The sequence below is a fragment of the Pseudonocardia xinjiangensis genome (genome assembly GCF_050948425.1).
Classification (GTDB): Bacteria; Actinomycetota; Actinomycetes; order Mycobacteriales; family Pseudonocardiaceae; genus Pseudonocardia; species Pseudonocardia xinjiangensis.
In genome coordinates this window covers 2,270,288-2,289,787 of sequence record NZ_CP192009.1, presented here as the reverse complement: position 1 = coordinate 2,289,787, position 19,500 = coordinate 2,270,288, and the positions used below count along the sequence as shown (strand labels likewise).

Here is a 19,500-nt window from a genome sequence, read left to right as displayed (position 1 = left end):
GGGGATCACCGGCGGTGCAGGGAGTGCGCCGACCGCGTGTGAGCAGCCGGAGTCGAGGTTCGTTCGCGAGCGGAGCGGGCAGCGCGGGCCGCCACCGCGTCCGGGTGGTGGCGGGCCAGTGCGATGACGCCTGCCGTGGCCGTTGCGGCGGCGACGACGAGCAGGAGCCACGTCTCGGCCGGGGTGGCGGCCCCCTCGCCGAGCAGCACCGCTCCGAGGAGCACGGCCACGATCGGGTCGACGACGGTGAGGCAGGCGATGACCACCTCGGGCGGCCCGGAGGCGAAGGCCTGCTGCACGAGCCAGCCGCCCACGAGGACCGCCACACCGATGCCGGCCGCCGCCGCGAGGACGGGGGGCTCGAAGGCCCCGACGTCGCCGGACGCGACCGACTGGGAGACGGCCCGCACGAGCGCGGAGACGAGGCCGAACGCCGCCGCTCCGCCCGTGGCACAGGCCACGCACCGGACCCAGCCGGGACGGGCCATGCCGAGCGCGGCCAGCAACAGCACGATCCCGGCGACGACGAGGCTCGCGAACAGGGTGGCCTGGTCGGGCGGGGGCGTGCTGACGGCGGTGCTCGCGGCGGTGAGGACGAACACGGCCACGCCGCCGATGCTGAGCAGGACGCCGACGAACACCCCGAGCGCCGGCACGCTGCCCCGCTGGACGGCGGTGAGCAGCACCGCGATGGGGACGGCCAGCACGCCGATCGGCTGGACGACCGACAGTGGCGCCAGCACCAGCGCGCCGGCGTGCAGGGCCGATCCGCCCGCGGCCAGCGCCAGACCGGCGAGCCAGCCGGGCCTGCGGGCGATGGCGCCGAGCCCGCGCAGGGACAGCACCTTGCCCTCCTGCCCGGCACCGGACGGGCCGGACCGGTCCGAGACGGCACGGTGCTGGAGGACGGCGGCACCCGCGAAGCAGACGGCGCCGAGCATGGCGAGGGCGATGGCGACGCCGGGACCTGTGAGGAGGTCGATCACACCGCACCCCTGAGCTCGACGCCGGACGGAAGGACCGCCGGGGCCGGCATGTGTTCCACTGCCAACCGGGTTGCCCGGGCGGTCACAACCAGTACCAGCATCACTACCGCGTAGAGAACACGCTGGACCCCCCCGAGCAGGGGAAATCCGGGTGAAAGGCCGATAACAATCGGTAGCAGGAGCAGCAGGAAGCCGGCGCTCAACGCCGTTGTGACGACCGCGCACCGGGCCAGGACGGGGGCTGCGGCCGTCCAGCCGGGAGCGGTCCGGGCCCGGCGGGCGATCATCCAGACCGCCTGCGGCAGGACCACGAGCACCCACCCGCCCGCCGCCCGGTGCACGGTGGAGACCAGGCCTGCACTGGTCGAGGGGTCGTGGGTGGGGAAGACCGCAACCAGCGCCAACGCCCCGGCCATGCTCATCAGCAGCGCGCTGGGCGGCCCCGCGTCGGGCAGCGCCCCCCGGCGCAGCCCGCCCGCGAGCACGATGGCCGCGACGGCGAGGGCGACCCCGGCCACCCCCAGCAGGGCGTAGCCGCCCGGAAGGAAGACGTAGTCGCTGATAGTCCGGCTGAGCGGGTCGAGCGTCCCGCTGCCGATGAGGTGCAGGACGACGAGCGACAGGAACGCCCCTGTCACGCACGCCACGACGGTGGTCTCACCCACCCACGCTGTGCCCCGGGCGTCCCGCCCGGCCCCCCCGATGCTGGTCACGCGGATCACCGTGCCAGGCCGCGGCTGAGACGGACATCAGGATCTCCACCGAGTCGACCCGGGGGTATCCCCCCATTGTCCGGATCGGGATGGCCCTCAGCCCGGGGGGACGGGCCCGTCGTCGGGAGGCGGGTCGGCCCGGACCGTCTGCTCGGGCAGCAGCGGAGCCAGCGCGAGCTCGCGGTCCGTGGTGCCCGGGGGTGCGGCTTCCACCGCCCGCACCCCGGGTCGGGCGGCGAGCGTCTGCAGTCCCGCCCGGTCGGATCGGACGACGAGCGCGAGGACGCACCGGCACCCGGGGTCGGCGAGCGCCGCCGCCTCGGCCGCGGCCACGTCGTGCGGCCGGCCGGTGAGCCGGGCCGCGTCGGCGTCGGCCTGCATCTGCGCGCGCCGCCGGACGGTGTCGAGCGCGGTCTCCGGCGCGACCCCGGGATCGAGGGGCTCGAACCGCAGCGCGGTCTGCACCCTGGTCAGCGGCACCCGCAGGACGGCCGTGTCGATCACGGAGCCCGACGCGGCGGCGACCGCGTCGGGCACGGTGAGCTCCGCGCCGAACTGCACGAGTGCGAGCGTCTCGACCCCCGGCGGCGGCAGCTCCGCCGGCAGCCCGGCCAGGTACGCGGAGACGTCGTCACCCGGCTCCGGACCGAGCCGCACGGAGCCCGGGGACGGCTGCGGCGCGGGCGGCGTGAACTGCGTGGCCCCGTACAGGGCGACCAGCAGGGCCACCACGATGCAGGCGCCGAGCACGGCCAGCCGCTGTCGCGGCGTCATCGCCCTGCCGACATCAGTCGGTGAGCAGGTCCAGCGCGTGCGCCAGGTCCGCCGGGTACGGGCTCGTGAACTCCACCCAGCGGCCGTCGGCGGGGTGTTCGAAGCCGAGCGAGCGGGCGTGCAGCCACTGCCGTTCGAGGCCGAGGCGCTTGGCCAGCGTCGGGTCGGCACCGTAGGCGAGGTCGCCGACGCACGGGTGGCGCAGTGCGGAGAGGTGCACGCGGATCTGGTGGGTGCGGCCCGTCTCGAGCCGGACGTCCAGCAGCGAGGCGGCGCGGAACGCCTCGATCGTGTCGTAGTGGGTGACGCTGGCCTTGCCCCCGGCCACCACCGCGAACCGGTAGTCGTGCTTCGGGTGGCGGTCGATCGGGGCGTCGATCGTGCCGCTGGACGGGTCGGGGTGCCCCTGGACGACGGCGTGGTAGCGCTTGTCGACGGTGCGCTCCTTGAACGCCCGCTTCAGCACGGTGTAGGCGTGCTCCGAGGTGGCCACCACCATCACCCCGGTGGTGCCGACGTCGAGCCGGTGGACGATGCCCTGCCGCTCGGCCGCCCCGGAGGTGGAGACCCGGAAGCCGAGCGCGGCCAGGCCGCCGACGACGGTGGGCCCGGTCCAGCCGGGGCTCGGGTGGGCGGCGACGCCGACCGGCTTGTCGACCACGACGATGTCGTCGTCGGCGTGCAGGACGGTGAGCCCGGCGACGACCTCGGCCGGCCCGGCGATCACCGCGGGCGCCTCCGGTTCGGGCAGCTCGACCTCGAGCCACGACCCGGCGGTCAGCCGGTCGGACTTCCCGGCGGCGCGGCCGTCCACGGCCACGCGGCCGTCCTCAGCGAGCGCGGCGACCACGGTGCGGGACAGGCCCAGCAGCCGGGAGAGGCCGGCGTCGACACGCATGCCGTCGAGGCCGTCGGGTACGGGGAGCTGGCGGGTGTCACTCACCGACTGACCCGTCCTCCGCGCGGTCCTTGCTCTCGCCGGACGTGCGACGGCCGTCGAGCTCGCGGCCGAGCAGGGCCAGCAGCACGAGCAGCACCCCGCCCGAGACGATCGAGGAGTCGGCCGTGTTGAACACCGGCCAGGCGCGGCCGTCGGGGGTGAACAGCGAGACGATGTCGACGACGTGGCCCTGCAGCGGCCCCGGCGCCCGGAAGATCCGGTCGGTGAGGTTGCCCAGCGCACCCCCGAGCACCAGGCCGAGTGCGACGGCCCAGCCCGTGGAGCGCAGCCGCCTGGCCACCCGCAGGATCACCACCACCACGGCGATGGCGACGATGGTGAGCACCCACGTGTAGCCCGTGGCCAGCGAGAACGCGGCTCCGGGGTTGCGGACGAGCTGCAGGTAGACCAGGCCGCCCAGCAGCTGCACCGGCGCGCGGTCCTCGAGCTCCGCGACCGCCAGCACCTTCGTGACGATGTCGACGGCCAGCACCAGCAGGGCGATCAGGGCGAGCAACCGGACCTTGGGGTTGGCGACCAGACCCTGGTCGGTCCGGGTGGTCGGTTCGCTCGCTGACTCGCTCACCACCCCATCATCCCCTACGGCCCTTCGGCTCCCGATCGCCGTGCCAGCGGGCGAGCCTGCCCCGTTGGTCGACGGCGCGGATCCGCTCCTCCGTGGCCTGGCGGGCCAGCGCCGTGGTGACGACGAGCAGCTGGTCGCGTTCGCGCAGGCGGGTCTCCCGAGTGGGGGTGAACGCCTCCTCGTCGCGCACCACCAGGCTGACGGTGGCGCCCCGCGGCAGCCGCAGCTCGCTCAGGTACACCCCGCGCAGCTGCGAGCCCACCGGCACGCGCACCTGCAGCAGGTCGGCGCTCAGCTCGTCGAGCGGCGCGGCGTCGACGGAGAGCTCGCGCGGCTCGGCGCTGCGTGCGACCCCGAGCCGCCTGGCCACCCACGGCAGGGTCGGACCCTGCACCAGCGTGAGCACGACGACGAGCACGAACACGACGTCGACCAGCGCCTGCGCGCTGGGCGCGCCCTCGACCAGGGCGATCAGCCCCAGCACGATCGGCACCGCCCCACGCAGGCCGGCCCACGACAGGAAGGCCTGCTCCCGCCACGGCACGCGGAACGGCAGGGCCGCGGCCACCACGGAGATCGGGCGGGCCGCGAGGATCAGCACGAGCCCGGCGACGATCGCGGGCACCACCGCGTCGAGGAGCCGGGGCGGTGAGGCGTAGAGCCCGAGCAGGACGAACAGCCCGATCTGGGCGAGTGAGCCCAGCCCTTCGGCGAAGGAGCGCACCCCGCCGCGGTGCGGCAGGTCGGCGTTGCCCAGCACGAGCGCGGCGACGTAGGTGGCCAGCAGGCCCGAGGCGTGCGCGAGCTGACCTGCGGAGTAGGCCAGGACGCAGACGGCGATCGCGGCCAGCGGGTACAGGCCGGTGGCGGGCAGGGCGGCGCGCCGCAGCGCCCAGGCCCCACCGAGGCCCAGCACGGCACCGATCAGCGCGCCTGCCGCGAGCTCGTACACGACGAGGAACGGCGTGGTCCAGCTGAACGCCTCCCCGGAGGCCAGCAGGACGACCGCGAGCACGACCGGCGCGTCGTTCATCCCGGACTCCAGCTCCAGCACGCCGGCGAGGCGTGGCCGCACGCCGACGCCGCGCAGCACGCTGAACACGGCCGCGGCATCGGTGGAGGAGAGCACCGCACCCCACAGGAACGCCGCGCGCCAGTCCAGGCCCAGCAGCAGGTGCAGCGCCACCCCGACCACCGCGATGCTCACCACCACCGACACGGTCGAGAGCGCGATGCCGACCCCGAGCGACGGCCGCACCGCGGCCCACCGCGTGGTCAGGCCACCTTCGGCGAGGATGAGCACGAGGGCCCCGAGCCCGAGCGACTCGGTGAGCGGGGCATCGTTGAACTGGACACCCAGCACGGACTCGCCGAGCAGGATGCCGATCGCGAGGTAGATGAGGAGCGAGGGCAGCCCCAGGCGCACCGACGCGCGGACGGCCAGCACACCGAGCAGCACCACGGCGGCCACGACGCCGAGCACGACTTCCAGGCTCGCCATCCCGCACCTCCGTTCCCACACGTTATCGGCGCAGGTGGTGGGCCTGTACGGGGGGACGTAACGGTCATCAGGACGGGGGGTTATCCCGAGACCCGACCGGGGACCTGCGGGATGGTGCGCGCACCCCGACCGTCCCTAGCCTGCTCGCATGGTCATCACCACCCCGGCGGTGGGCGGAGCACGGCCCGATCCGCTGCGGGCCCTGCTCACTCCGTCCACCTGGCTCGGTGCCGCCCACCTGCTCCTCGACGGCGTGGCCGGCGCGGCCTACGCGTTCGTCCTGCTCACCGGCCTCTTCTTCACCGTGATGCTGCTCCCGTTCGCGCTGCTCGGGCTGCCGGTGTGGATCCTGACGGCCTGGGTGAGCGTCGCGCTGGCCCGGATCGAGTGCGCCCGGCTGCGCCTGCTCCTCGGCGTCCGGATCGCCCCGCAGTCGATGCCGCCGCGCGACCTCAACCCGCTGCGCTACGGCGGCGCGCTGTGGCGTGACCCCGGAGTGCGGCGCCGCGGTGTGTACCAGCTCGTGGCGCTGCCGCTGGGCGTGCTGACCTCGGGGGCGGTGTACTTCCTGCTGTCGGGCGCGGTGGCGATGCTCGCGATGCCGCTGCTCACCTTCCTGGTGCCCTCCCAAGGCGCCACCGTGTTCGGCATCCCGTTCGCCGACACCGGCAGCGGCCGCGCCCTGCTCGCCGGCCTCGGACTGGTCCTGCTGCTCGTCTCCCCCGCCGTGGTGCGCGGGCTCGTGGCGCTCGACATCGCGATCGCCCGTGCGCTGCTGGGGCCGGTGCCCGGGGCGCTCGCCCGCCGCGTCGACGAGCTGGAGCGCAGCCGCGCCCGGGTCGTCGACGCCGGGGAGGCCGAGCGCAGGCGCCTCGAGCGCGACCTGCACGACGGCACGCAACAGCAGCTCGTCGCGCTGGGGATGACGCTGGGCCGGGCCAAGGCCCGCTACAAGCAGGACCCCGGCGGCATCGGCGAGCTGCTCGACGACGCCCACCAGCAGGCCAAGGACGCCGTCACCGACCTCCGCGGGCTCATCCGCGGGCTGCACCCCCCGGTGCTCACCGACCGTGGGCTGGATGCGGCGCTCTCGGCCATCGCCGTGCGCTGTCCCGTCCCGGTCGACCTCACCGTGGCCCTCGACGAGCGGCCGAGCGCCACCATCGAGGCGATCGGCTACTTCGTGGTGGCCGAGGGCCTCACCAACGTCGCCCGCCACTCCCGCGCCGCCCACGCCTCGGTCACCGTGCGCCGGGAGGGCTCCGGCCCGGTCTGGATCGTCATCAGCGACGACGGGGTCGGAGGCGCCGACCCGGCGCGGGGGACCGGGCTGCGCGGGCTGGCCGACCGGGTGTCCGGAGTGGACGGCCAGCTGCGCGTCGACTCCCCCGTCGGCGGCCCCACCGTGCTCACCGTCGAGCTGCCCACCAGCGAGCCCGCCCGATGACGGCCGCGCCCATCGGCCCGGCCGCGTCCCCCCGCCCCCGGGTCACCGTCGCCGAGGACTCGGTGCTGCTGCGCGAAGGACTTTGCCGCCTGCTGGCCGAGGCCGGGTTCGACGTCGTGGCCGCCGTCGGAGACGGTGAGGAGCTGCTGCGCGCCGTGACCGCCGACCAGCCGGACGTCGTCGTCGCCGACGTGCGGATGCCACCCACCCACACCGACGAAGGCCTGCGCGCTGCGCTGGTGATCCGCTCCCGCTGGCCCGCGGTGGCCGTGCTCGTGCTCTCCCAGTACGTGGAGGAGCGCTACGCCACCGAACTGCTCGCCGGCGACACCCGCGGCGTCGGTTACCTGCTCAAGGACCGCGTCGCCGACGTCGAGAGCTTCGTCGAGGCGCTGCACCGGGTGCGCACCGGCGGCACCGCACTCGACCCCGAGGTCGTCTCGCAGATCTTCGCGCGGTCCCGGCGGGCCCAGCCGCTCGCCGGATTGACGCCCCGGGAACGCGACGTGCTGACCCTCATGGCCGAGGGGCGCTCCAACAACGGCATCGCGGAGGCGCTGACCGTCACCGAGGGGGCCGTGGAGAAACACATCAGCGGGATCTTCGGCAAGTTCGCCCTCCCGGCGGCGCCGAGCGACCACCGGCGGGTCCTCGCCGTGCTCAGATACCTGGAGGACTGACCGTGATCTCCACCGAACCGACCGCAGGGCTCCGCCGGGGCGTCCTGGTGGCGGCCGTGCTGTTCGTCGTCCTCGTGGTCGGCACCGGCGCGCTGCAGCTGCTCTCCCAAGCGGCGACGGGCACCTACGAGCGGACGAGCACCCTCACGCCCACGGGCGAACGCTTCACCGTGGCCAGCGACGCCGGCACGGTCACCCTCTCCCCCAGCAGCGACGGTGCCGTACACATCCGCACGGTGGTCCGCTACGGGCTCGGCCAGCCGGAGCTGACCGAGGAGACCACCTCGGCCGGCGTGCGGCTCGACGCCACCTGCAGCGGGCTGCTGGCCACCCACTGCGACGTCGACTACGCCGTGGAGCTCCCGCCGTCGTTCCCGGTGTACGTCGAGGGCACCGCCGGGGACGTGACGGTGAGCGGCCTCACCGGGCCGGTCACCGTGGAGCGGGCCACCGGCGACATCGCACTCGTCGACCTCGCCGGACCGATCGACGCCACCGTCATGTCCGGGGTGATCAGCGGCCGGGGTCTGCGCAGCGACGTGGTGCGCGCCGAGACGAGGTCGGGCGACGTGCGGCTGGAGCTGCGCGAGCCGCCGAGCTCGCTGGCGGTGGACTCCCTCAGCGGACAGATCGACGTCACGGTGCCGGCCACCGGCTACCGGGTCGACGCGCGGAGCACCACCGGTGAGGCGTCGGTGCTGGTGCCCGTGGACGCCGCCGCACCCGGCATGATCGTGCTCGACAGCGAGAACGGCGACGTTCGCGTCCGTCCCTCGCTCTGATCCTCCGGCGCTCAGCCCACCGTCCAGGACAGCGTGGCCGCGGTGCGGACGCGGTCCAGGTCGTCGAGCACGGCGTCCACCTCCGGGACCCTGTCCTCGGGAAGGCACAGCCTGCGGGCCACCCACACCGGGTCGCGGCGGTCGGACGCGCGCTCCCACCGCTGCACGGCCGGCTCGATCCCGAGCTCACGCAGCACGCCCACCGCATCGTCGGTGGTGGCCGACGGCGGCCGGTGCAGGCCGTGGAAGCGTTCCCACAGCGGATCGAGCCACGCCGTCGGGTGCTGCGTCATCATCTCGACGACGACCCCCCGGCGGGCGGCCGCGGTGAGCGCGCGCACGAACGGCGGCAGGTCGACGACGTTGTGCAGCACGTGGTGGGAGACGACCACGTCGGCGGTGCCGGCCTCGGCGGCCACGTCGGGCCACCGCCCCGCGACCGTCCGGTACGGGAGGTCACGGGCCCGCGCCGCCGCGGCGAAGGAGTCGAGCATGTCCTGCTGCTGGTCCACGCCCGTGGCGTGGGTGATCCGGCCCACCAGCGCGAAGGCGGCCGCCCCTCCCCCGCAGCCGACGTCGAGCACGGTGCCACCGTCGGCGAGCAGCTCCAGAGCCGCCCGCCGCGACGGTGTGTCCACGGGCTGTGACGGCGCCGCGAAGTAGTCGACGTCGTGGTGAAACGGGTTGTTCCGGGCCTTGGCGAGGATCTCCGGGGGGATGCCCCGGCCCTCCTGGCGCTCGGCCCACACGGTCGCCGCATCCATGGGTCCGAGTATGCGCGCGGATCGCGGCTGTGGATCTCCGGTCGCCCGCTCCGGGTCCGTCGTCACCGCGCGGTGAGCTGCTCGACGAGCATCGCCACGCGCTGCTCCTGGGCGCCCGCCGGGAGGCGCCCGCCGCGGGCGAGGGTGACGAGCCCGTGCATCGTGGCCCACCAGACCTCGGTGAACACGCCGGTGTCCCGCTCACCTGCCAGCGGCGCGAACACGTCGTGGAGCTGCGCGAACCCTGCTTGCATCGGAGCGGGCGTGGTGTCCTGCGCGAACGGCAGGTCGGTGGAGAGGGTGAACATGGCGTCGTAGAGGGCGGGATTGGTCTCGGCGAACGCGAGGTACGCCCGGATGACGGCCGGCACGGCCTCGTCCGTCGTCGCCGCCCCCACCCGGGCGGCCGCGAGCGCGTCGGCGAGCTCGGTGAAGCCCTGCAGCGCGACCGCCCCGACGATGGCGTCCTTGCCGGCGAAGTGGCTGTAGAGCACCGGCTGGCTGTACTCGATCCGCTGCGAGAGCCGCCTCGTCGTGACCGCGTCCCAGCCCTCGGTCTCGGCGAGCTCACGTGCCGTCCGGACGATCAGCTCGTGGCGTGCAGCGCGCTCCCGCTCGCGGCGGTTCTGGTTCGGCATCGTCTGATCCTAGCATTGCTAGATCTTCAAGCAGCGCTTGTGCTAGCTTCGCTTCAGATACTAGCAACGCTAGATTCCCGAAGGAGCACCACATGCTCGTGACCTACATCGGCGCCGCCCTCGCCGGTCTCACCGGCGTCGGCATCATCGCGGTCGGAACGCGCTACCTCCTGGCCTCACAGGCGAGCGCAGCGACCTTCGGCCTACCTGACTGGCCCCGCGGCGACGCCGGCGCGTGGCTGTACCTGAAGGGCACCCGTGACATCGCGTCGGGGCTCGTGATCCTCGTCCCGCTCGCTCTCGGGCAGTTCCAGGTGCTCGGCTGGCTCGTCCTGGCCGCGTCGATCACCCCGTTCGGTGACGCACTCGTGGTCATCAGGAACAAGGGGAGCAAGACCCTCGGGTACGCCATGCACGGAGGCACTGCGGTGGCCGTGGTGATCACCGGCCTGCTTCTTCTGCTCGGGAGCTGAGCACGTCCCTGGTCGTCGCCCGTTTCGACCTACGCGGAGATCGCGAACGAGCCCGCGCGGCGGCCGATCCGGCCATCCTCCCGGTCAGCCGAGCAGCTCGGCGTGCCGCGTCGCCAGCACCGTCTCGTCGCCCTCCAACGCCACGACCTTGTCGCGGGCCCACAGCCCGGACACGATCTCGACCTTCCCGGGCCGGAGCCCGAACGCCTCGGCGAGCACCTCGCGGACCGCGGCGTTCGCGGCACCGTCCACCGGCCGGGCCCGCACCGACACCAGCAGGACCGGCCCGTGCGGGCCCGGCCGGCTCCCGCCGACCGAGTCGGCACGGGAGCCGGGCCGCACCCGGACGGAGATCCGCACCCGGCTGCCGCTCGTCAGGCGGTGCGGCTGACGAGGACGCGCACCTGGGTGGAGCTCCCGTCCGGGGCGGCCACGGCCCCGGCGAGGGTGGGCTCGGCGACCTCGGCGTAGGCCACGGAGACCGCCAGCACCTCGCCGGACACGAACGGCTCGTGCGCGCGCACGGCGTCGAGCACCGGACCGGGCCCGTCGAGCGTGAGCGCCACCCGGTCGGACACGTCGAGACCGGCGTCACGGCGGGCCTGCTGCACGACGCGCACGACGTCGCGGGCCGTCCCCTCCGCCGCCAGCTCTGGCGTGACCGCGGTGTCCAGCACGACCAGTCCGGTGGAACCGGGCAGGGCCGCGATCGCCGTGCCCGCGCCCTCCCCGCCTGCGGCCACCAGCTTCTCGGTGAACTCGCCGGGCAGCAGCTCGATGCCCGCAGCGGTGACGGTGCCGTCGTCGCTCGCCGTCCACTCCCCCGCCTTCACGGCGCGGATCACCTTTTGGGTGTCGCCGCCCAGCCGAGGACCGCAGGCCCGGGCGTTGACCGCGATCTCGAACCGCCCGAACTCGGCGACGGCCGTGGTGAGCACGACGTCCTTCACGTTGACCTCGTCGCGCAGGATGTCGGTGAACGGCTCCAGCGCCGCGACGTCGGCGGCCGCCACCGTGAGGGTGGCCAGCGGCAGCCGCACCCGCAGCCCGCGGGCCTTGCGCAGCGACAGCGCCGACGAGGCCACCTGACGCACGCGCTCCATCGCGGTCACCAGTGCGGCGTTGTGCGGGAGCTCGTCGGCGGTGGGCCAGTCCGCGAGGTGCACCGACCGGCCGCCCGTGAGCCCCTGCCAGACCTTCTCCAGGGTCAGGGGCAGCAGCGGCGCGGCGACGCGGGCGGTCACCTCGAGCACGGTGTGCAGCGTGTCGATCGCGTCGGCGTCGCCGTCCCAGAACCGCTCCCGCGAGCGGCGCACGTACCAGTTGGTGAGCGCCTCGGCGTGGTCGCGGACGTGCTCACACGCCCCTGCCACGTCGTAGACGTCCATCGCCGCGGTGACGTCGTCGACGAGCGCCGCCGTGCGGGCCAGTACGTACCGGTCGAGGACGTGCTCCGAGTCGGTGCGGAACACGCCGCGGCGCCCGGCCGCACCCGCGTAGAGCGACAGGAAGTACCACGTGTTCCACAGCGGCAGGAGTGCCTGCCGCACGCCTTCGCGGATGCCCTGCTCGGTGACGACCAGGTTGCCCCCGCGCAGGATCGGCGAGGCCATGAGGAACCAGCGCATGGCGTCGGAGCCGTCGCGCTCGAAGACCTCGTTGACGTCCGGGAAGTTGCGCCGTGACTTCGACATCTTCTGCCCGTCGTCACCCAGCACGATGCCGTGGGCCAGGCACGAGCGGAACGCCGGCCGGTCGAACAGCGCCGTGGCCAGCACGTGCAGCAGGTAGAACCAGCCGCGGGTCTGCCCGTTGTACTCGACGATGAAGTCGCCCGGGTAGTGGTGGTCGAACCAGTCGCGGTTCTCGAACGGGTAGTGCACCTGGGCGAACGGCATCGAGCCGGAGTCGAACCAGCAGTCGAGCACCTCCGGCACCCGGCGCATCGTCGAGCGCCCGGTGGGGTCGTCCGGGTTCGGCCTGGTGAGCTCGTCGACGTACGGGCGGTGCAGGTCGGTCGGGCGCACGCCGAAGTCACGCTCCAGCTCGTCGAGCGAGCCGTACACGTCGACGCGCGGGTACTGCGGGTCGTCCGACACCCAGACCGGGATCGGCGAGCCCCAGTACCGGTTGCGGGAGATCGACCAGTCGCGGGCGCCCTCGAGCCACTTGCCGAACTGCCCGTCGCGGACGTGCTCCGGCACCCAGGTGATCTCCTGGTTCAGCTCCACCATGCGGTCGCGGAACGCCGTGACCTGCACGAACCACGAGTCCACCGCCCGCTGGATGAGCGGGTTGCCGCAGCGCCAGCAGTGCGGGTACGGGTGGTCGTAGGTCTCGTGGCGCAGCAGCACCCCCTGCACGTGCGGCGCGCCGTCGCGCAGGTCGCGGATGATCTGCGGGTTGGCGTCGAAGACCTGCATGCCCGCGTAGGGGGGCACCCGGGAGTCGAACTCACCGCGGGAGTCCACCGGCACGACGGTCTCGATGCCCGCCGCGTCGGTGACGACCTTGTCCTCCTCACCGAAGGCGGGCGCGATGTGCACGAGCCCCGTGCCGTCGTCGGTGGTGACGTAGTCGGCGCCCAGGATGCGGTGGGCGTTCTCCCAGCCGGAGAAGAAGTCGAACGGCGGGACGTAGGACAGCCCCAGCAGCTCGGTACCGGTCAGGTGCCGCAGCACCTCCGGCTCCTCGCCGAGCTCGCGGGCGTAGTGGGCGACGCGGGCCGCGGCGAGCACGTACCGCTCTCCGTTGGCCGCCACGAGCACGTAGTCCACGGCCGGGTTGACGGCCATCGCGAGGTTGGACGGCAGCGTCCACGGCGTGGTGGTCCAGACGAGCGCGAGCGCGTCGTCCAGGTCGGTGCCGGGTGCGCGCAGCCGCAGGCCCACCGTGACGGCCGGGTCCTGCCGGTCCAGGTAGACGTCGTCCATCCTGGTCTCGGTGGCCGACAGCGGCGTGCCGTCGTGCCAGCAGTACCAGAGCACGCGGAACCCGGAGTAGATCAGACCCTTGTCCCACAGGGTCTTGAACGCCCACATGACGCTTTCCATGTAGTCCAGGTCGAGCGTCTTGTAGTCGTTGTCGAAGTCGACCCAGCGGGCCTGCCGTGTGACGTAGTCACGCCACTCGTCGGTGAAGCGCAGCACCGACGTGCGGCAGGCCTCGTTGAAGGCCGCGACGCCCATCTCCTCGATCTCGGTCTTGTCCTTGATCCCGAGCTCGCGCTCCGCCTCGATCTCCGCGGGCATGCCGTGGGTGTCCCACCCGAACCGGCGTTCGACGTGCTTGCCGCGCATCGTCTGGTACCGCGGCACCACGTCCTTGACGTAGCCGGTGAGCAGGTGCCCGTAGTGCGGCAGCCCGTTGGCGAAGGGGGGGCCGTCGTAGAAGACGAACTCGTTGCTGCCGTTCTCCCCCGCGGGGCGCGCCTCGACCGAGGCGACGAACGTGCCGTCGGACTCCCAGGCGTCCAGGACCTCGCGCTCCAGGGCGGGGAAGGACGGGTGCGCGGGGACGGTGGGATAACGCGACTGCTCGGCGTGGGCGCTCATCGCTGGTGTGCTCCTCGTGCGTGGCTGGTGCTGCTGCCTGCACGGGGACGACGGCCCTTGCGGGCGCCGCGGTACCACCCCGCTTGCCGCCCCGGAGGACGGCCTCTCATCGGACGGCTGTGACGGGCCGCTCCCGTCCGGTTCTACTGGGGCGACCCGGCCGCTGCCGAACGCCTGTTCTTCCGGAGGCTCCCCGGTGATGGCCGGATCGGTGCCTGTGCGTGCAAGGGTAGCGCCACGGCGCGAGCCGATATTCCCGCGGGCCTGCTACCGGGGTGGCGGCCCTACCGACCGGCCGCCTACCGGGTGGCGGCGCCGTGCCTGCTCGCCAGCGTGCGGTCGGGCGCGCACCAGCCGCACGGCGAGAACCCGAGCTCGATGGCCTCGCGCACCGCCAGCGGGATCGGCGGCTTGCCGACCAGCGCCCGGCAGCTCTTCACGTGGTAGCGCGGCTGCTCGTCGATCACCAGCACCTCGTCGGCGAGCGCCGCGACCAGCGCGAAGACGGCGGTGTCCGGCGGCTCCTCCGGCGGCTCGGCGTCGGTGTCCGCCTCTGGCTGCGCGGCGTCCGCGGGAGCGGCGGTGTCGGCGGCGGCGCTCTCGGCCGAGCCACCGGTGACCGCCGCCGCAGGCGTGCCGTCGCCCGCGACATCACCGGCGGGCGCCTCGCCGCCGGCCGCGGCCGGCGAACCAGCGGCTCCGGCGCCTGCCGGGCTGTGGGCCGGCTCGGTCGGCACCGAACCACCGGCCGTCGTGCCACCTGCGGTCGTGCCGTCGGTCGACGCGCCGCTCGTCGCCGAGCCACCCGTGGAGGAACCGCTCGCGGTCGTGCCGCCGGTCGACGTGGTGCTCGTCGCCGAGCCACCCGTGGAGGAACCGCTCGCGGTCGTGCCGCCGGTCGACGTGGTGCTCGTTGCCGTGGTTGCCGACCCGCCTGCCGTCGAGCCGCCCGTGGTGGTGCCGCCCGCGGCCGGGCCACCGGCTGTCGTACCACCGGGACTCGTGCCGTCGGGGGTCCCGCCGGCACCCGCGGTCCCGCTCGGCGTCGTGCCGCCGGAGGTCGTGCCGCTCGTCGCCGTGTCGGCAGTCGGCGCACCACCGGCAGTGGTGCCGTCCACGGAGGTGGCGCTCGTCGTGGTGCTGCCGGCCACTGCACCGCCGGCTGCCGAGCCACCGCGCTTGGTGCCGTCAGGCTTCGCGCTGTCGGTTTTCGCGCTGTCGGTTTTCGCGGCGTCGGTTTTCGCGCCGTCGGCCGCCGGAGCCGCTGCGGTTCCGGAACCCGCGGTTGCCTCGCGGCCGGAAGGGCCGGCGTCCGGAGCCGAACCCGCGGGGGTGGCGGGCTTGCGCGCGCTCATGACCACGGTGCTCTCGACGGCCGAGGTGCCCGCGGCGGTCGCGCCCTTCGAGGTGGACGCGGCCGACCCGTCGGCGGGGTCGCTCTTCTCGCGGGCCGCCGGGCCGGAGTCGGCCCGGGCCGCGGCAGGTGCGTCGCGCGCCGGCTCGGTGGCGGCCTGCGCCGCCGAGGGCGGGGACGGCACGGCGGAGCCCGACGGCGCGGCGCCGGCGGTCCCGGCACCGAAGTCGGTGGTGCCCTCGGCGTCGCTCGCCGGCGGCACCGGAGCGGAGTGATCCGAACCGCTCTTGGTTACGCTGCGTGACAAATCACTGCCCGATGGGCTGATTCCAGCAGTAGCGCCGGGCGGTCGATCGGCAGAGCCGGACGGCTTCACCGCGGGCATCACGACGGTCTGCGTGCCGTCCAGCAGCTCGTCGAACCGGTGATCGGCGGCGTCCTGAGGGGCTCCGTTGACCCCCGCAGGCGCGGCGGATCCGGGCCGGGGAATGACCGGCAGGACCTCGGTGACCGGATCGACGTCCAGCGTGGCCGCGCCCGAGGCGCCGTTGCCTGTGGCCGCCGCGGCGGCACCGGCCTTCACCGCGTTGCGGCGCTGCAGCCAGTCGACCAGCAGGACCGCCGCCGCAGCGACACTGACCCCCACGGATACCCACGCCCACAGGACGCTGCCGGACAGCAGCGCCACCACCAGCAGGCCGAAGGCGACGAGGACCAGGATCAGGACCAGGAGCAGCACGATTCTCTCCGTGTGCGGCGGTGCGGCGGGAGTCCGCCACACCGCCCGTGTAGGTCTCGGTCAGCTACCGGCGTCGGCACGCTGGCCGTAGCCGGTGGAGGCGTACCCGCCGTTGGAGCTGGACCGACTGTCGGACGGAGCCGCCGAACCGCGCTCACCGAGGTCCCTGAGCTGGGACTCCAGGTAGGTCTTGAGGCGGGTGCGGTACTCACGCTCGAACGTGCGCAGCTCGTCGATCTTCTTCTCGAGGACCGACTTGTCGCGCGTGATCGTGCCGATGATCTCCGCCTGCTTGCGCTCGGCGTCACCGACCAGCGTGGCCGCCTTGTCGCGCGACTGCCGCTCCAGCGTCTCGGCCCTGGTACGGGCGTCGTTCAGCATCGTCTCGGCCCGCGAGCGGGCGTCGTTGACGAGACCGTCGGACTTGGTGCGCGCATCCGACAGCAGCTGCTCGGACTTGGTGCGGGCGTCGGTGAGCATCGCGTCGGCCTCGGACTTGGCCTCGGCGGTGAGCCGCTCTGCCATCTCCTGGGCCATGCTCAGGACCTTGGCCACCTGGACGTGGTGGTCGCCGCCCTCCCCGTCCATCAGCGACTGCGGGCCGCCCATGGAGCGCGGTGGCTCCATCTGCCGCATCGACGGGGGGTCTACCTGCCGCTGGATCTGCTGAGTGGGGGGCGAAACAGGCGCCCCCATCTGAGCAGGCGGACGCGAACGCGCGTCCTCCAAGTCGGCCTGTGCGTTCCCGAGGCGCTGTTCGAGCTGCGAGACCTGCTCGCGCAGGTCCTCGTTCTCCTCGATCAGGCGAGCCAGCTCGGCCTCGACCAGGTCGAGGAACGCGTCGACCTCGTCCTCGTTGTACCCCCTCTTGCCAATGGGGGGTTTGCTGAACGCGACGTTGTGGACGTCGGCGGGCGTCAGCGGCATCGGATCACCTCATGCAGTCCTCGGCGGCGGCACCGTGTGACTGGGGCTCACAACGGCGTCGGCTGGGCAACGTTCATCAGTATGAACACGACCAGCAACAGAACCATAATCGACAGGTCTAGCCCCACGCCGCCAATCCGCACGACGGGGATCACTCTGCGCAACAACTTCACCGGTGGATCGGTGGCCGTGAAGATGAGCTCGAGAGCCACGGCACTGGGGCCGGCAGGCACCCACTGGCGGGCGAAGCTCCTGACGAGCTCCGCGACGATGCGCCCGATGAGCAGCAGCCAGAAGAAGAACAGCACGTAGTACACGACGAACTGGATGGCGAGGGGCACGCCCTCAATCCTGGCGGAAGATGCCTCGTTCTGCGAGCCTGCGCGCGTCGTCCGCCGAGACCTCGACATCGGCCGGTGTGAGAAGGAAGACCCGGTTCGTCACCTTGTCGATGGAGCCGCGCAGGGCGAACGCCAGGCCGGCGGCGAAGTCGACGAGGCGCTTGGCGTCGTCGGTCTCCAGCTCGGTGAGGTTCATGATCACCGGCACGCCGTCGCGGTAGCGTTCGCCGATCGTGCGCGCCTCCTTGTAGCTACGGGGCTGCAGCGTGGTGATCCTGGCGAGGGCGGCGGCCCCGCGGGTCGCGTGGTCGCGCTGCTCGGGCACGGCGGCCGGAGCAGGGGGAACCGCCCGGACCGGCTCCCGGACGGAGTCGGGATCGATCGCGAGCGCACCCCGGACCACCGACGGTCCCGCCCCCGGCACGCCGACGGGCGGCACTGCGGTAGTCCGTGGCGCGGTCCGTTCGACCGCCGCCACCGGGCGGGGCGGGCGCCGGTCCCACTCGTCCTCGTAGCGGGCGCGTCGGGAGTCGTCGTCGTAGGAGCGGTCGTCCCATCGGTCGTCGCCGTACTCGCGGGAGCTCCGGTCGGAACGGCGGCCCTCGGCGTACCGGTCGTCGTACCGGTCGTGAACCGGCTCGTCGGCGTACTCGCCCATCTCCTCGGCGGGCACCATGCCGAAATAGGCCTTGAGCCGGTACATCGCGCCCATTCGCGCTCCCATCATCGACGCCCCCGACGGTCGGCCGCAGACAGCACGGCGCGACGATCACCCGGAGGTTATCCGGCGTTCCCCCACAAGGGCTGTTCCGACACGCACCACGTCCGATCCATGCCTGATCGCCTCCTCCAGGTCACCGCTCATTCCGGTCGACAAGGTGCTGGCCTGCGGAAACCGGACACGGAGCCAGGCGGCCGCCTCGGCGACGTCGGCGAAGGCGGCATCGGGATCGGCACCCAGCGGCGCCACCGCCATCAGGCCGGTGAGCTGCAGCCCGGCGCAGGCTGCGACACGTTCGGCGAGCGGCCCGAGGCCGTCGCGGGGCACGCCACCGCGCTCGGGGTCGCCGTCGACGCTGTACTGGAGGAGAACGGGCAGCGGGCCGGGGCGCCCACCGGTGTCCTGCTCGCGCCGCACGGCGGCGTCGAGAGCGTCGGCCAGCCGCACCGAGTCCACCGACTCCACCTGGTCGGCCCAGCGCGCGACGGCTTTGGCCTTGTTCCGTTGCAGCCCACCGATGAAGTGCCAGCGGGGCGTTGCGTCGGGACGGAGCTCGGCGACCTTCGAGACCTTCGCCCCGGCCTCCTGCACCCGGTTCTCCCCGAACACGGTGAGACCGAGATCGAGGAGCACGGCGACGTCCGTGGCCGGCACGGTCTTGGTGACGGCCACCAGCGCCACGTCACCGGGCGCCCGCCCGGCGGCGACACAGGCGGCGTCGATGCGTTCCCGCACGGCCTGCAGCCGACGGGTCAGCTCCTCGCGTCTCTGCGCATCCACAGCCCACCCCGTCCGCAGCCGGATCAGGCCCGGCTGTCTATCACACCGAAGATCACCCTGCCATCGTCCACGGAACCGGGCCCGGCGGCCGGATGGACCGCTCAGCGGGGGTCGAGCCAGATGACCGCGGCCTGGCGGCCGGTCGGGGCGCTCCCGCGGTGGCTGTAGAGGTCGCGCTCCTCGAGCGTGCACCGCGGGTCGCCGCCGACCCGCGCCACCCCGAGTGCGGTGAGCTGGTGGTAGAGACCGGCGCGCAGATCCAGTCCCGGGGTGCCGCGGCGGGTGCGCACCGCGCTGCCGGGCAGGCGGGCGTCCACCTCGGCCCGCATCGCCGCAGGGACCTCGTAGCAGGCCCCGCACACGGCAGGACCCAGCAGCACCTCCAGCGCCTCCACCCGCGCGCCGAGGGCCACCATGGCGGCCACGGTGGCCGGCAGCACGCCGGCGGCCGCCCCGACCCGGCCGGCGTGAGCGGCGCCGACGACGCCGGCCACCGGGTCGGCGAGCAACAGCGGCACGCAGTCGGCCGCCAGCACCGCGAGCCCGACGCCCGGCAGGGCCGTCACGGCGGCGTCGGTGGCCGGGATGTCCGGCGCGCCCACCTCGGGCACCGAGTCCACGGTGGCGACCCTCGTGCCGTGCACCTGTCCGAGGAACACGACCGGAATGCCCAGCTCGGTCGACAGGCGGCGGCGGTTGGCCGCGACGGCGGCCGGGTCGTCGCCCACGCCCGTCGACAGGTTGAACGTGCCGAAGCCGCCGGTCGAACGCCCACCGGCCCGGGTCGTGACCACCCGCCG

At 73.6% G+C, this 19,500-nt stretch carries 20 protein-coding genes; 4 read left to right on the top strand and 16 right to left on the bottom strand.

Annotation, left to right across the window (positions count from 1 at the left end; genetic code table 11):
• Positions 1–5: 5 nt before the first annotated feature.
• From ACQPZA_RS10840 to ACQPZA_RS10815, 6 genes are all read right to left on the bottom strand, one after another.
• Positions 6–986, bottom strand: a complete 981-nt coding sequence (locus ACQPZA_RS10840; RefSeq protein WP_169400147.1) for a hypothetical protein — start codon at positions 984–986, stop codon at positions 6–8.
• The gene (locus ACQPZA_RS10835; protein WP_433280167.1) at positions 983–1,699 is read right to left on the bottom strand and encodes a DUF998 domain-containing protein; all 717 of its coding nucleotides are present in this window, start codon (positions 1,697–1,699) and stop codon (positions 983–985) included. Before ACQPZA_RS10835 ends, ACQPZA_RS10840 begins: the two co-directional genes overlap by 4 nt.
• A 96-nt stretch (positions 1,700–1,795) precedes the next feature.
• Positions 1,796–2,473, bottom strand: coding sequence for a hypothetical protein (locus ACQPZA_RS10830; RefSeq protein WP_433280165.1), 678 nt, complete (start codon positions 2,471–2,473; stop codon positions 1,796–1,798).
• A gap of 13 nt (positions 2,474–2,486) precedes the next feature.
• Entirely contained in the window at positions 2,487–3,371 is an 885-nt protein-coding gene (locus tag ACQPZA_RS10825; protein WP_169399539.1) for an RluA family pseudouridine synthase, read from the bottom strand.
• Positions 3,372–3,408: 37 nt separating this feature from the next.
• Entirely contained in the window at positions 3,409–4,002 is a 594-nt protein-coding gene (gene lspA / locus ACQPZA_RS10820; RefSeq protein ID WP_433280163.1) for a signal peptidase II, read from the bottom strand.
• Between the two features lie 4 nt (positions 4,003–4,006).
• Positions 4,007–5,500, bottom strand: a complete 1,494-nt coding sequence (locus ACQPZA_RS10815; RefSeq protein ID WP_433280161.1) for a potassium/proton antiporter — start codon at positions 5,498–5,500, stop codon at positions 4,007–4,009.
• Between the two features lie 148 nt (positions 5,501–5,648).
• On the opposite strand from ACQPZA_RS10815, the gene ACQPZA_RS10810 reads away from it, so the two are divergent.
• The 3 genes from ACQPZA_RS10810 to ACQPZA_RS10800 are packed head-to-tail and all read left to right on the top strand — an operon-like array spanning position 5,649 to position 8,409.
• Complete coding sequence (locus tag ACQPZA_RS10810) at positions 5,649–6,947, top strand: sensor histidine kinase (protein WP_433280159.1); 1,299 nt, start codon at positions 5,649–5,651, stop codon at positions 6,945–6,947.
• Positions 6,944–7,627, top strand: a complete 684-nt coding sequence (locus ACQPZA_RS10805) for a response regulator transcription factor (protein ID WP_433280157.1) — start codon at positions 6,944–6,946, stop codon at positions 7,625–7,627. Before ACQPZA_RS10810 ends, ACQPZA_RS10805 begins: the two co-directional genes overlap by 4 nt.
• A 2-nt stretch (positions 7,628–7,629) precedes the next feature.
• Positions 7,630–8,409: a DUF4097 family beta strand repeat-containing protein gene (locus ACQPZA_RS10800; RefSeq protein ID WP_433280155.1), complete on the top strand. Its 780-nt coding sequence runs from the start codon at positions 7,630–7,632 to the stop codon at positions 8,407–8,409.
• 11 nt (positions 8,410–8,420) lie between these two features.
• On the opposite strand, the gene ACQPZA_RS10795 is transcribed toward ACQPZA_RS10800, so the two are convergent.
• Together ACQPZA_RS10795 and ACQPZA_RS10790 are read right to left on the bottom strand one after the other, a co-directional pair.
• Positions 8,421–9,173 (bottom strand): class I SAM-dependent methyltransferase, encoded by a 753-nt coding sequence (locus tag ACQPZA_RS10795; protein WP_433280153.1) that lies wholly within the window; start codon positions 9,171–9,173, stop codon positions 8,421–8,423.
• A gap of 62 nt (positions 9,174–9,235) precedes the next feature.
• The gene (locus ACQPZA_RS10790; RefSeq protein WP_433280151.1) at positions 9,236–9,811 is read right to left on the bottom strand and encodes a TetR/AcrR family transcriptional regulator; all 576 of its coding nucleotides are present in this window, start codon (positions 9,809–9,811) and stop codon (positions 9,236–9,238) included.
• 92 nt (positions 9,812–9,903) lie between these two features.
• On the opposite strand from ACQPZA_RS10790, the gene ACQPZA_RS10785 reads away from it, so the two are divergent.
• A complete protein-coding gene (locus ACQPZA_RS10785) occupies positions 9,904–10,284 on the top strand; it encodes a DUF4267 domain-containing protein (RefSeq protein ID WP_433280149.1) in 381 nt (126 codons plus the stop codon).
• An 84-nt stretch (positions 10,285–10,368) separates the two neighbouring features.
• Here ACQPZA_RS10785 and ACQPZA_RS10780 read toward each other — a convergent pair whose 3' ends face one another.
• The 8 genes from ACQPZA_RS10780 to pgeF form a co-directional block, all read right to left on the bottom strand.
• Positions 10,369–10,644, bottom strand: coding sequence for a DUF167 domain-containing protein (locus tag ACQPZA_RS10780; RefSeq protein ID WP_433280147.1), 276 nt, complete (start codon positions 10,642–10,644; stop codon positions 10,369–10,371).
• Between the two features lie 14 nt (positions 10,645–10,658).
• Positions 10,659–13,838 (bottom strand): isoleucine--tRNA ligase, encoded by a 3,180-nt coding sequence (gene ileS, locus ACQPZA_RS10775; RefSeq protein WP_433280145.1) that lies wholly within the window; start codon positions 13,836–13,838, stop codon positions 10,659–10,661.
• 299 nt (positions 13,839–14,137) lie between these two features.
• Complete coding sequence (locus tag ACQPZA_RS10770; RefSeq protein ID WP_433280143.1) at positions 14,138–15,931, bottom strand: hypothetical protein; 1,794 nt, start codon at positions 15,929–15,931, stop codon at positions 14,138–14,140.
• A gap of 60 nt (positions 15,932–15,991) precedes the next feature.
• Complete coding sequence (gene wag31, locus ACQPZA_RS10765; RefSeq protein ID WP_169399533.1) at positions 15,992–16,858, bottom strand: DivIVA-like cell division protein Wag31; 867 nt, start codon at positions 16,856–16,858, stop codon at positions 15,992–15,994.
• Positions 16,859–16,905: 47 nt separating this feature from the next.
• Entirely contained in the window at positions 16,906–17,199 is a 294-nt protein-coding gene (locus ACQPZA_RS10760) for a YggT family protein (protein WP_312859490.1), read from the bottom strand.
• 4 nt (positions 17,200–17,203) lie between these two features.
• Positions 17,204–17,911, bottom strand: coding sequence for a cell division protein SepF (locus ACQPZA_RS10755; protein ID WP_433280140.1), 708 nt, complete (start codon positions 17,909–17,911; stop codon positions 17,204–17,206).
• A 57-nt stretch (positions 17,912–17,968) separates the two neighbouring features.
• Positions 17,969–18,700 carry a YggS family pyridoxal phosphate-dependent enzyme gene (locus tag ACQPZA_RS10750; RefSeq protein ID WP_433280138.1) on the bottom strand — a complete coding sequence of 244 codons (732 nt, stop codon included), beginning with the start codon at positions 18,698–18,700 and terminating at the stop codon, positions 17,969–17,971.
• Positions 18,701–18,801: 101 nt separating this feature from the next.
• Complete coding sequence (gene pgeF / locus ACQPZA_RS10745; RefSeq protein ID WP_433280136.1) at positions 18,802–19,494, bottom strand: peptidoglycan editing factor PgeF; 693 nt, start codon at positions 19,492–19,494, stop codon at positions 18,802–18,804.
• Between the last annotated feature and the right edge of the window lie 6 nt (positions 19,495–19,500).

Coding starts and splice junctions, on each gene's coding strand:
- ACQPZA_RS10830 (WP_433280165.1), bottom strand. CDS start 2,473: ATGACGCCGCGACAGCGGCTGGCCGTGCTCGGCGCCTGCATCGTGGTG.
- ACQPZA_RS10790 (WP_433280151.1), bottom strand. CDS start 9,811: ATGCCGAACCAGAACCGCCGCGAGCGGGAGCGCGCTGCACGCCACGAG.
- ACQPZA_RS10825 (WP_169399539.1), bottom strand. CDS start 3,371: ATGCGTGTCGACGCCGGCCTCTCCCGGCTGCTGGGCCTGTCCCGCACC.
- ACQPZA_RS10795 (WP_433280153.1), bottom strand. CDS start 9,173: ATGGATGCGGCGACCGTGTGGGCCGAGCGCCAGGAGGGCCGGGGCATC.
- ACQPZA_RS10755 (WP_433280140.1), bottom strand. CDS start 17,911: ATGGGCGCGATGTACCGGCTCAAGGCCTATTTCGGCATGGTGCCCGCC.
- ACQPZA_RS10805 (WP_433280157.1), top strand. CDS start 6,944: ATGACGGCCGCGCCCATCGGCCCGGCCGCGTCCCCCCGCCCCCGGGTC.
- ACQPZA_RS10785 (WP_433280149.1), top strand. CDS start 9,904: ATGCTCGTGACCTACATCGGCGCCGCCCTCGCCGGTCTCACCGGCGTC.
- ACQPZA_RS10810 (WP_433280159.1), top strand. CDS start 5,649: ATGGTCATCACCACCCCGGCGGTGGGCGGAGCACGGCCCGATCCGCTG.
- ileS (WP_433280145.1), bottom strand. CDS start 13,838: ATGAGCGCCCACGCCGAGCAGTCGCGTTATCCCACCGTCCCCGCGCAC.
- wag31 (WP_169399533.1), bottom strand. CDS start 16,858: ATGCCGCTGACGCCCGCCGACGTCCACAACGTCGCGTTCAGCAAACCC.
- ACQPZA_RS10815 (WP_433280161.1), bottom strand. CDS start 5,500: ATGGCGAGCCTGGAAGTCGTGCTCGGCGTCGTGGCCGCCGTGGTGCTG.